Source organism: Telluria sp. GW821-FHT07G12, from assembly GCF_059418525.1.
Map to the genome: position 1 here is coordinate 1,276,162 of NZ_JBWKQA010000001.1, position 12,056 is coordinate 1,288,217.

7 protein-coding genes are annotated in these 12,056 nt (G+C 67.9%); 1 reads left to right on the plus strand and 6 read right to left on the minus strand.

All coding sequences use genetic code 11. From position 1 onward, the window contains the following. The 4 genes from AC07PE_RS05955 to AC07PE_RS05970 are packed head-to-tail and all read right to left on the minus strand — an operon-like array spanning position 1 to position 2,504. Positions 1 to 966 (minus strand): aspartate carbamoyltransferase catalytic subunit, encoded by a 966-nt coding sequence (locus tag AC07PE_RS05955; RefSeq protein WP_498762478.1) that lies wholly within the window; start codon positions 964 to 966, stop codon positions 1 to 3. Further along, the gene (gene pyrR, locus AC07PE_RS05960; RefSeq protein WP_498762479.1) at positions 959 to 1,486 is read right to left on the minus strand and encodes a bifunctional pyr operon transcriptional regulator/uracil phosphoribosyltransferase PyrR; all 528 of its coding nucleotides are present in this window, start codon (positions 1,484 to 1,486) and stop codon (positions 959 to 961) included. Before pyrR ends, AC07PE_RS05955 begins: the two co-directional genes overlap by 8 nt. Next, a complete protein-coding gene (gene ruvX / locus AC07PE_RS05965; protein WP_498762480.1) occupies positions 1,470 to 1,865 on the minus strand; it encodes a Holliday junction resolvase RuvX in 396 nt (131 codons plus the stop codon). The genes pyrR and ruvX overlap by 17 nt, the downstream gene beginning before the upstream one ends. Before the next feature lie 18 nt (positions 1,866 to 1,883). Beyond that, the gene (locus AC07PE_RS05970) at positions 1,884 to 2,504 is read right to left on the minus strand and encodes a YqgE/AlgH family protein (RefSeq protein WP_498762997.1); all 621 of its coding nucleotides are present in this window, start codon (positions 2,502 to 2,504) and stop codon (positions 1,884 to 1,886) included. A 219-nt stretch (positions 2,505 to 2,723) separates the two neighbouring features. Here AC07PE_RS05970 and AC07PE_RS05975 point away from each other — a divergent pair, with 219 nt between their 5' ends. Continuing rightward, entirely contained in the window at positions 2,724 to 4,172 is a 1,449-nt protein-coding gene (locus AC07PE_RS05975) for a cryptochrome/photolyase family protein (protein WP_498762481.1), read from the plus strand. Here the strand turns inward: AC07PE_RS05975 and AC07PE_RS05980 are convergent. Beyond that, positions 4,169 to 9,676, minus strand: a complete 5,508-nt coding sequence (locus AC07PE_RS05980) for a hybrid sensor histidine kinase/response regulator (RefSeq protein ID WP_498762482.1) — start codon at positions 9,674 to 9,676, stop codon at positions 4,169 to 4,171. The two genes, AC07PE_RS05975 and AC07PE_RS05980, sit on opposite strands and share 4 nt — an antisense overlap. A gap of 9 nt (positions 9,677 to 9,685) precedes the next feature. Continuing rightward, on the minus strand, positions 9,686 to 12,055 hold the full coding sequence (locus AC07PE_RS05985) for a methyl-accepting chemotaxis protein (protein ID WP_498762483.1): 2,370 nt from the start codon (positions 12,053 to 12,055) through the stop codon (positions 9,686 to 9,688). Position 12,056: the final 1 nt, after the last annotated feature.

Consider the following 12,056-nt stretch of genomic DNA (forward strand, 5'->3'; position numbering starts at 1 on the left):
TCATGCGTGACCTCCGGCCAGAATACTCATCACCGCCATCCTTGTGGCGATACCGAAGGTCACCTGCGGCAGGATCACTGCCTGCGCGCCGTCCGCCACCTTGGAATCGATCTCGACGCCGCGGTTGATGGGACCCGGGTGCATCACGATCGCGCCAGGGGCCGCCAGCGCCAGGCGCTCGGGCGTCAGGCCGTAGCTCTTGAAGTACTCGCCGGCCGAGGGCAGCAGCGCGCCCGACATGCGTTCGTTCTGCAGGCGCAGCATGATGATCACGTCGACGTCCTTCAGGCCCTCGTCCATGTTCGTGAACACGCGCACGCCCATCTGTTCCAGGCCGCCCGGCAGCAGGGTGTGGGGGCCGATCGCGCGCACTTCCGGCACGCCCAGCGTGGTCAGCGCGTGGATGTCCGAACGCGCCACGCGGCTGTGCAAAATATCCCCGACGATCGCCACGCGCAGGTTGGCGAAGTCCTTTTTATAGTGGCGGATGGTGTACATGTCGAGCAGGCCCTGGGTCGGGTGCGCATGGCGCCCGTCGCCGGCGTTCACCACGTGCACGTGGTTCTGCTTCGTGTCGTTCAGGTGCTTGGCGATCAGGTAGGGCGCGCCCGACTGCGAATGGCGGACCACGAACATGTCGGCGTGCATGGCCGCCAGGTTGTCGATGGTGTCGAGCAGGGACTCGCCCTTCGAGGTCGAGGAAGCCGCGATGTTCAGGTTGATGACGTCGGCCGACAGGCGCTTGGAGGCGATCTCGAAGGTGGTGCGGGTGCGCGTCGAGTTCTCGAAGAACAGGTTGAACACGCTCTTGCCGCGCATGAGAGGCACCTTCTTGACTTCGCGGTCGGAGATGCTCACGAAGCTGGAAGCGGTGTCGAGGATGTGGTTGATGATGGACTTGGGCAGGCCTTCGATGGTGAGAAGGTGCTGCAGCTCGCCATTCTTGTTGAGTTGCGGGTTATGCATTGTCGTCTTCGATCGTGAGCGAGAGTTGGCCGGCGGCGTCGCGCGACAGGGCCAGCGACTGGCCCGGCTGGATAGCGGCATGGACGCCGACGAAATCGGCCGCAACCGGCAGTTCGCGCCCGCCGCGATCGGCCAGCGCAGCCAGCATGATACGCTGCGGACGGCCATAGTCGAACAGCACGTTGATCGCGGCGCGCACCGTGCGGCCGGTTTCCAGCACGTCGTCGACCAGCAGGATGGTGGCGCTGTCGACGTTGAAGTCGATGCGGGTCGGCTTCACGTCCGGGTGCAGGCCCTTCTTCGCGTAGTCGTCGCGGTAGAAGGAGACGTCGATGAAGCCCAGGCGGTTCTGGAGGCCGAGGTCGGCGGCGAGCCGCTCGGCCAGCCAGGCGCCGCCCGAATGGATGCCGACGATGGCGGCGTCCAGCCTGCCTTCGAGCCCGGCGCGCACCTGCTCGAGCAGGCTGCGGTACAGGGCCTCGGCGTCGTAGCCGCCGGGGGTATCAGTAGGAGTTGGCATGGTCGTCAAAGTATTGTTGCAAAATGATGGCGGCGGCCTTGGCGTCGATGATCTCGCCGCGCTTGGCGGGGATCACGGCGGACGAGTAGCGCTCGTCGACCAGCTCGACGGGCAGGTCGAAGCGGCCGTGCAGTTGATTGGCGAAGCGGCGCGCGCGCAGGGTCATGTCGTGCTCGGCGCCGTCGGGATGGCGCGGCTCGCCGACCACGAGGCGGGCCGGGTTCCATTGCGCGATGAGTTCGCCGATGACCTTGAAGCGGGTCGCATTGTCGACGGCCTTGATGACGGACAGAGGCTGTGCCTGGCCGGTCAGCGTGTTGCCCATCGCGATGCCGATGCGCTTCACGCCGAAGTCGAATCCGAAAACGATCTCTACCATTACAGGGACACGATCCCCTTATGCATGGCCGGCCTCGGTAGCAAGCATCAGCGGGTCGATGCCCAGCAGCTTGATGGCGGCGGTGTAACGCTCCTCAATGGGCAGGTCGAACAGCACGCGGGCGTCGGCGCCCACGGTGAGCCAGCCATTGCGGGCGATTTCCTCTTCCAGCTGGCCCGGGCTCCAGCCGGCGTAGCCGATCGAGACCAGCATGCGCTGCGGGCCGGTGCCGTTGGCAACGGCTTCCAGCACGTCGATCGAGGTGGTGAAAGCGACGTCGTCGGTCACGCTGAGCGAGGACGAATAACGGCCGCCCGGCGAATGCAGCACGAAGCCGCGGTCGTCCTGCACGGGGCCGCCGAACATGATGGGTTCGTCAACCACGTTGGGACGCAGGGTGTCGGTGACTTTGAGGTCGATGCGGTCGAACAGCACGTCCATGGTCATGTCGGTCGGCTTGTTGATGACGACGCCGAGCACGCCTTTGTCGTTGTGTTCGCAGATATACACGACCGTACCGCCGAAGATCGGGTCGTTCATCGACGGCATGGCGATCAGGAAATGATTTGCCAGGTTCAGCTCGGACTGGACCGAGCCCGGTTGCAGTTGCATCATGCTCTCGGGCGATGCCGAGGGCATCCCGGGCATGCTTAGAGGCTTGCCGACCTTACTTTTCTTCATACGCATACTCTCTGTTGGCTCACTCTCTCGACCGCTGGTGGTCCACACGATAAGCTTGGGTTTTTCGCTAGTTTACACCCATTTGCTTACGCGGCCATGAAGGCGCGTCTCGGGCGCCTCAGTCAAAGGAATGGTAGACAGTAAAATGCCCGACTGCATTGACTCCGCACACAAAAGATGACTCTGAGAAACTCTCTCGTCTGGTTCCGCCGCGACCTCCGCATCGACGACCATGCCGCCCTGCACCATGCACTGCGTTCTTCGGATCGTGTCTACTGCGTTTTCGTGTTCGATACCGACATCCTGGCCGGCCTGCCGCGCGACGATCGCCGCGTACAGTTCATCCATGCCAGTCTGCAAGAGCTGGATAAGCGATTGCGTGAATGGGGAGCTTACCTGATCGTCCGCCATGGGCGCGCCGCAGACGAGATCGTGGATCTGGCCGCCGCACTCGAAGCGGAATCGGTGTTCGCCAACCACGACTACGAGCCCGGCGCCATCGCCCGCGACCGCGAGGTCCAGCAGCGCCTGCGCGAAGCCGGCCGCAGCCTGCAGACCTTCAAGGACCAGGCTATCTTCGAAAAGGACGAGGTGCTGACGCTGGCCGGCGGCCCCTTCTCCGTCTTCACGCCCTACAAGAACGCCTGGCTCAAGCGGCTGGCGGCCCATCCGGACGCGATCGACGCCTTCGACACCGCGCCGTGGAAAAAGGCGCTGGCGCCCGCACCCGCCGGGCATGCCCTTCCCACGCTCGAAGCGCTCGGCTTCTTCCCCAGCGACACGCCCATTGCACCCACCGGCATGTCCGGCGCCCGGCAACTGCTGGATGCCTTCCTGGACCGCATCGACGACTACCGCACGGCGCGCGACTTCCCTGCGCTCGACAGCACCTCGCGGCTGTCGGTGCACCTGCGCTTCGGCACCCTGTCCATCCGCAGCCTGGTGCGGATGCTGCGCGAGCGCGAGCAGAATGGCAAGGACGGCGCCGCGACCTGGCTGTCGGAGCTGATCTGGCGCGAGTTCTACATGATGATCCTGCAGCGCCATCCGCGCGTCACCACGCAATCCTTCAAGGCCGCGTTCGACAAGCTGCAATGGGAAGAAGGCAGCGAGGCCGACGACGCCTTCGCGGCCTGGTGCGAGGGCCGCACCGGCTATCCGTTGGTGGATGCGGCGATGGCGCAGCTGAACCGCAGCGGCTTCATGCACAATCGCCTGCGCATGGTGACGGCCAGCTTTCTCACCAAGGACCTGGGGATTTCATGGCTGCGCGGCGAGCGCTATTTCGCGCTGAAGCTGAACGATTACGAGCTGTCCTCGAACAACGGCGGCTGGCAGTGGGCGGCGTCGACCGGCTGCGACGCCCAGCCCTGGTTCCGCATCTTCAACCCGGTCACGCAGTCGAAGCGCTTCGATCCGGACGGCGCCTTCATCCGCCGCTGGCTGCCGCAGCTGGCCGCACTGGAGGGCGCGGCCATCCATGCGCCGTGGCTGGCCAAGCCGGCGGTGCTCGAACGCGCCGGCCTGGTGCTGGGCCGCGATTATCCGCAGCCCATCGTCGACCATGAACAGGCGCGCGAGCGGACGCTGGCCCGCTTCGGCGTGTTGCGCGCCGAAGCCGATTAAGACAGCAGACCGCCGATCGCCGCCAGCAGTACCTCTTCCTGGAAGGGCTTGCCGAAGTAGGCGTCCACGCCCAGGCCCAGCGCATAGTTGCGGTGCTTGTCGGCCGTGCGCGAGGTGATCATGATGATCGGGATGCCGCGGGTGGTTTCGTTGTCGCGCACGTTGCGGGTCAGGTCGAAGCCATCCATGCGCGGCATCTCGATATCGACCAGCATCAGGTCCGGGCGCGTCTCGGCGGCCTGGATCTGTTCCAGCGCATCGACGCCATCCTTGGCCAGCAGCACCCGATAACCCTCGCGCTCCAGCAGGCGCTGGGTCACGCGGCGCACGGTCAGCGAATCGTCGACCACCATGATGGTCGCACGGTGCGCCGGCTCGGCCACCGCGTCAGCCTGCGTGGGCACGGGCGGCAGGCCGTGGGCCGGCAGCAGCAGCGGGTTCAGGATCAGTACGATCTCCCCGGAGCCCAGCACGGTGGCGCCGGCGATGCCCGGCATGCGCGCCAGCTGCGGACCGACGTTCTTGATCACGACCTCGCGGTTGCCCAGCACCTCATCGACCTGTAATGCCAGCCGATGCGCACCGCTACCCAGCACCAGTACCGGGAAGGAGCGCGCCCCGCCGGCGCCGCCCGGCTCGTTCAGCAGCTCGGGCAGGTAGCGCAGCGGCACCGCTTCGCCCTGCACCTGGATCGCGCCTGCCGCGCGTGCGGCGGCCAGCTCGGCCTCGCGCACCTGCAGCACCTGGCCGACCAGGTTGGCCGGCAGCGCATAGGTCTTCGGGCCGCTGGCGACCAGCACGACCTGGTTGACCGCCAGGGTCAGCGGCAGGTGGATGGTGAAGGTGGCGCCGCGGCCAGGCTCGCTGGCGATCTCGACGCGTCCGCCCAGCGCACGCGCCTCCGAACGCACCACGTCCATGCCCACGCCGCGGCCGGCCAGTTCGGTCAGCGCATCCGCGGTTGAAAAGCCCGGTTCGAAGATCAGTTCGGCCACTTCCGCGTCGGACGCCGGTGCGCCGGCGCCGAGCAGGCCGCTGGCCTCGCCCTTGGCGCGGATGCGATCGAGGTCCAGGCCGGCGCCGTCATCGTTGAAGCGGATCTGCACTTCGTTGCCCTGCTGGCTGACCTGCACCAGCAGCTCGCCGGTTTCTTCCTTGCCGCTCTCCACGCGCCGCGCACGCGGCTCGATGCCGTGCACGATGGCGTTGCGCAGCAGGTGTTCGAAGGGCGCCGCCATCCTTTCCAGCACGCTGCGGTCGATCTCGACTGCGCTGCCGCGGATGTCCAGGTTGACGCGTTTATCGGTCTCCTTGGCGGTCTGGCGCGCAACCCGGAACAGGCGCTCGGACAGGCTCGCAAAAGGCACCATCCGTACCCGCATCAGGTCGCGCTGCAGTTCGCGCGTCAGGCGCGATTGCGCGGACAGGTCCTCGACCGCGGAATCCACCGTGCGGCTCAATCCTTCGTGGAAGGAGGCGACGTCGTTCACGCTCTCGGCCATCATGCGGGTCAGTTCCTGCAGGCGCGTGAAGCGGTCGAATTCGAGCGGATCGAACTCGCGTTCGCCGGCGATCGACAGGCGCGAGGCGATCTGCGACTCGGCCTGCATCTCGACTTCGCGCAGCTGGCGGCGCAGGCGTCCCAGGTTGTCCGAGAAGTCGGCCAGCGCCGATTTCAGCGAGCCGACCTGGGTCTCCAGCTTGGAACGCGTGATCGACACCTCGCCGGCCTGGTTGACCAGGCGGTCGAGGATGTCGGCGCGCACCCGCACCAGCGGCGCGCGCACGTCCTGCTGGCGGCGGTCGTGCTGCGGCGCGTCCGGCGCCGGCGTGGACGCCGGCGCGGCGGGCGCAGGCTGGCCGCCCGGCTGCTGCAGCTGTTCGAACAGCAGCAGCGCCTGGTCGTAGTTGGCCAGCAGTTCATCGAAGGCCGCCGGGCTGGTGGTGCCGGCATGCAGCATGTTCTCGATCTGGGTTTCCAGCGCATGCGTGTGCTGGCCCAGGCGCATCGCACCCGCCATACGGGCGCTGCCCTTCACCGTGTGCAGGGCGCGCAGCAGGCCGTGGGCGACGGCGTTTGCGGCCGGGTCCTGCTGCCATTGGCGCAGGTCCTTGCCGATCTGCGGCAGCAGGTCGGCCGCTTCTTCCATGAAGACCGGCAGCAGGTCCGGGTCCAGCTCGTCGGTGAAGACGGGCTCGGTCGCCAGCACGGGTTCGGCTGCGGTGTCGAGTTCCGGCTCGAGCTCGATTTCGGGCTCGAGCTCGATTTCAGGCTCGGGGACGATTTCAAGCACGGGCTCGATTTCCGGCTGCGGCTCGGGTTCGGGCTCCGGCGCAGGTTCCGGCTCGGACGCCGAAGCTTCCTCGGCAACCGGTTCCAGCGCGGGCTCGGTGTCGAGTGCAGGTTCAGGTTCCAGCACGGGCTCGGCGTCGAGTACCGGCTCAGGTTCAGGTTCCGATACAAACTCGGCTTCCGGCTCCGGCTCCGGCTCCAGTTCCGGCTCCGGCGCCACCGCCTGCTCCAGGCTGGGCGCGGCGAAGGGATCGTCGAAATACGTATCGAACAGGTCGTCGACGGCAGCCACGGCCGGGTCGACCGGCTGCGGCTCGATCGCGCGCAAGCCGGTGGCCGGCGCCTGTTCCGACGATGGCACGGGCAGCGGGCCGGCCGGCAGCGGCGGGTCGGCCAGGATGCTGTCGTAGGTGGCGGCGAATAGCGCATCCAGGCGCTGCGCCAGCTCCTCGTCGGCGCCGTCGAACACGCTGTCGGCCTTCTTGCGTCCGAGCTCGTCGCGCAGGCCCTGCAGGCGCGCCAGCAGTTCCGGCTGTGCCGGCGCCAGCTCGCCCAGCGAGAATACCTGGCGCATGATGCGCACCCGCTCCACGGTCTCGTCCAGCAGCTGGTGCTGCTCGTCGGTCAGCGGCGGCGTCGCCACCTGCAGCGCTTCTTCCAGCGCGAAGCCGATCTCGCGCAAGGCGTGGAAGCCGACCGTGGCCGAGGTGCCGCCCAGCGTATGCGAGGCCTTCAGCGCCTGCGCCGACACGGCGCGCAGCGGCTCCTCGCGCCATTCGGCGAAGTCGCGCGCCAGGGCGTTGATCAGCTCCTCGGTCTCGCCCAGGTAGATGTTATACAGCGCCAGCGGGATTTCGAGCCCGCCGATGCGCTTGAGGTTTTCTTCGGCCTGCGGGAAGGCGAGCACGTTCGGCGGCAGCGCTTCGGGCGCTTCCTCGGCGGCTTCCGGCTGAAGCTCGGCCGGCGGCTCCTCCATCGCGAAGGCCCCACCCTCCTGCACGCGCGCGGCAGCCGCCGCCAGCGCCTCGCCGCTGCGCGCCGAGCCGGCGCCCGCAGCCAGTTCGCCCACCCAGGCGGACAAATCGGCATGCGCACGGTCCAGCAGCGCAAGCAGGTCCGGCGTGGCGGCGCGCGATTCGGCCAGCCACAGGTTCAGGGCCTTTTCGATGGCGGCCGCCGCCGATGCGAATTCATCCAGGCCGACCATGCGGCCGCTGCCCTTCAGCGTGTGGAAGGAACGGCGGATGCGGGTTAGCGTTTCCTGGCTGTCCGGATTGGCGTGCGCGGCCGGCAGGGTATCGGCCACCACGCCCAGTACTTCCTGGGCTTCGCTGATGAAGATTTCCAGCAGCTCGGCCTCGATCGCGGCATCGCCACTGGCAGGCGCAAGCGCTTCCGGCGCCGCCACTACAGACGGCGTTTCGACCGGAGCAGACGCCTCGGCCGGCTGCGCCACCTCCTCTGCTACCGCGTCGACCGCATGGTCGGCATCGAAAGGCAGCTCGCGGAACAGTCCCTCGCCGGCATCGAAACGGAAGCGGCGGCGCGCGGTCTCGGTGTTCTGCGCCAGCGCGTCGATGAAGAAGCCGAGCGCGCCGACGTTTTGCGCCAGGTTTTCCAGCACCCGGGCGCGCGTGGCATCGTCCTGGCCGCCGGCGGCCAGATCGCGCACGCGTTCGCGCACGTAAGCGCAGGCGCGTGTGGCCTGGTCCTGGTCGAGGATGGAAAGTGCGCCCTGCAGCTGGTGCAGCAGCGGGTCGGCCTGCTCCAGCGCATCCACGCGCGCCGGGTTTTCATAATATTCGTCGATCAGCTTCTCGACCTGGCGCAGGCCGGTGCGGATCTCGCCCGCCAGCACGGCCACGGTCTGGCCCTGCTGCAGCTCGCGCGCCAGGTCGCCCTGCCAGACCGGCGCCTCGGGCGGGGTCTCGCCCTGGGCCAGCGCCAGCAGACGCTGGCCGACGGCCTCCGCATGCTGGCCAAAATCCTCGGGCAGCTGGCGCACCTGGTCGAGTCCGTGCTCGACGAACAGCATCGCCGCCGCCATCTCCATGCTGAACTGGTCGCTACGCCCGCCGGTCACGGCCTGGCGTGCCGCCTCGCCCAGTTCGCGCAGCAGGTGGGCCAGCTCGGGCGCCCCCAGTTTTTCGCTGGCGCCGGCCAGCTTGGACAAGGCGCCGTCGAAGTCCACTTCCTGCTCGGGCGCGCCTTCGCCGGCGATGCGATCCCAGCCTTCCTTGGTCTTGGCCAGCGCTTCCTTCGCATCCTTCAGCGCTTCGCGGTCGATGCGGCCGTAGCGGCGCTCCAGGTAGTCGCGCGGCGCCTGGCCTTCGAGGCCGTAGGCCTTGCGCAGCAGGCGCGCATCCGCCGTCGGCTCGGCCGCCTGGGTGACGAAGAACAGGGCGTCGCGCAGCATCGCTTCGGGCAGGCTGGTGTGGCCCTGCACCATGCGCCGCAGCTGCAGGTTGATCTGGCCGAGCAGCTGTTTCAAATAGATGTCGCTGGAAATCTGGCCTTGCGCGGCCAGATCGGCCACGGTCTGCATCGCCAGCCAGAAGGCGTAAAAGCGCGGCTCGCGCTGGGCGCGTGCGATCGGCGCCAGGGCTTCGCGCAGCTCGCCGGCTGCGTCAAGGCTGCCGCTCTTCAGGAAGGGCAGCAGCGCTTTTTCGAAGCGCGCGCGGCAGGCCGCCAGATCGGGCGCTGCCTCTTCCGAGGCCGGCAGCGGCAGGACCGCGCCAGGATTCAATACCAGCATCTCGCCCGGATGCACGCGCTCCGCGCCCAGCAGTTCCTGCAGCGCGCGGTAATACGGGAACAGGCGCACCGGCTGCTGCTGCGACCCGCCCAGCAGCTCTTCCAGGTATTCGACCAGCGCCTGGTAGGCCTCGCCGACCACGGCCGCATGCTCGCTCGTGACCGCCAGCGAGCCGTCCTTGAAACGGTCCAGCGCCTTTTCGGCGGCGCCGGTCAGGCGGTCGACGCCCTCCACGTCCACCATCTGCAGGGCGCCGTGGGCCTGGTGCAGGTGGGTCTTGGCATGCAGCAGCAAGGTCGGCTGCGCTTCCACGCTGCGTCCCGCCGCATCCTGCAGCGCCTTGGCCGAACGCTCGAGAGCGTCGCGGATCTCGCCGATCACCCAGGACAGGGGACCGGTGTCGAATGGGGCCGCGGACGTGGACTGGATCGAAGGCAGGGACGAAGAGTGGGTCATGGATAGTTCTTAAGCGGCGGAGACGCGGAAGCGCGACACCGAGTTTTTCAGCTCCTGGGCGAGAAGGGACAGCTCCTGGATCGACTGCGCGGTCTGCTGCGTGCCGTCCTGCGCCTGTCCGGTGATCGCGAGGATGTGCTGCATATTGTGCGCCACGCCGTTGGCGGACGTCGCCTGCATGCCGGTCGCGGTCGAAATGCCCTGGATCAGCTCCGCCAGGCGGTTCGACACGCGCGAAATGTCGGCCAGCGCGGCGCCGGCGGCGTCGGACAGGCGCGCACCTTCGACCACGCCCTGGGTCGACTTTTCCATTGCCGCGACGGCGTCGTGGGTGTCGGTCTGGATGGTGCGCACCAGCGCGCCGATCTGCTTGGCCGCGTCGCCCGAGCGTTCCGCCAGGCGCTGCACCTCTTCCGCCACCACCGAGAAGCCGCGTCCCGCCTCGCCGGCGGACGCCGCCTGGATCGCCGCATTCAACGCCAGCACGTTGGTCTGCTCGGTAATGTCGGAGATCAGCTCGGTGATCTCGCCGATCTCCTGCGAGGATTCGCCGAGGCGCTTGATGCGCTTCGAGGTTTCCTGGATCTGCTCGCGGATCTCGCCCATGCCCTTGATCGCGTTCTGCACCGCGGTCGCGCCCTGCTCCGCCGCGGCCACCGACTGGCGCGCCACCTCGGCCGATTCGTTCGCCGATTGCGATACACCCGTGATCTCGCCCGCCATGCGCAGCATGGTCGAGGACGTATCCTGGATCTCGCGGGCCTGCTGGCCGGCCGCGACCAGCAGGTCGCTCGAGATCTTCTGCGCCTGGTTCGACGCCTGGTTCACCTTGCCGGCGGTGTCGATGACACGCACCACCAGGCCGCGCAGTTCCTCGACCGTGTAGTTGACCGAGTCGGCGATCGCGCCGGTGATGTCCTCGGACACGGTGGCATACACGGTCAGGTCGCCGTCCGCCACTTCCTGCAGTTCGTTCATCAGGCGCAGAATCGCGGCCTGGTTCTGGTCGTTGGTGGCCTTCGCCTCTTCTTCCTTGGCCTGGGCCAGCTGGCGCATCGCTTCCGCTTCCTGGCGACGGGCATCGGCGCCGCGGGTGCGGTTGCGCGAGTCCTGCAGCATCACGCGTGAAATACTGCCGGCCATCGCCAGCGTGAAAATCGAGGACGTTACCAGCAGCCAGAACCACGGGCCCGAGCTGCCTTCACCCAGACGGAAGTCACCCTGCAGCGAGGACAGCTGGGCGCGCAGCTCTTCGTTGTCGCGGAAGATGGCCTGCTCGGCGGCCTTGGCGGCGGTGAGATCCGACAGGTTGTTCAGGAAAATGGAGACGATGGTCTGGCAGACGCCGAACTTCGACTGGACCTCGAGCAGCTTGTTGCGCAACTCGGCATCGGTCAGTTCGGCCAGGCCGAGCGCCTTGCTGCCGTTCAGCAGGCCGTCCACGGTCGCGCGGAAGGTGGCGGTGTCGCGGCCCATCTGGAACGCGGTCTCCGGGCTGATACCGCCCGAGCTCAGGAATTCGCTGGCGCTGCGCGACAGGCGCTGGGTCAGCATCATCAGGCGGCCGAGCGCGGCCAGCTCGCGTGGGCTGCCGCCCTTGGCCGTACGCTCCGTCAGGATTTCTTCGGTCAGGGCCAGCATTTCCGGCGACAGGACGTCGAGCTGCTTCAGGCTCTTGTCGAAGCTGATCAGCTCGGGCTTCATCTTGAGGATGCTGGCGGCGGCGGCGTCCGAGACCTTCCACTTGGCGCTGACCTTGGCCAGCTGGCGCGCGGTGTCGCCGGATGCGGCCGGAATGTCGTTGTTGTTGAAGACGCCGCCCTTGGCCAGCAGGGCGAGGTCGCGGCCCAGGGCCAGGCGGCTGTCCTGCAGCTGGGCGAAGGCGTCCGGGTTGCCCTGCATCGCATTCGGCGCCGCCTTGCCGACGCGCTGCGAGTGCATCAGCGCTTCGCTGGCGATCTGGGTCTGGCTGGACGCCACCGCGCCGCTGCCGGCATTGCGCCACAGCGAGAAGATGGTGACCAGGATGCCGACCGCGAAGGCGGCCAGCAAAATGCGCAGCTGGCGCGGCAGCGACAGGTGGCCGATCAGCGGCAGGCGCAGGTCCTCGTCGGCGCCGGTCGCCGCGGCGGCAGCGGCTGCGGCGGCGCGCTGCTTGCGGCCGGCAGCGCCGAGCCGCTCGGCGGCATCGTCGGCGGAGTGGTGCGGCAGCGCGGCGTCGGCATTGGCCGGCGCGGCGTCAGCGGATCCGGCCGCTGCCGTCCCCATGCCAGGCACCAGGCCGACCCCGAACTGGGTGTCGGGCGAGGCCAGCACGGTGGCGGCGTCGTCCTTGTCCTTGGGGAAAAAATTCACCGTGAGTTTAGATGCGAATCCCATT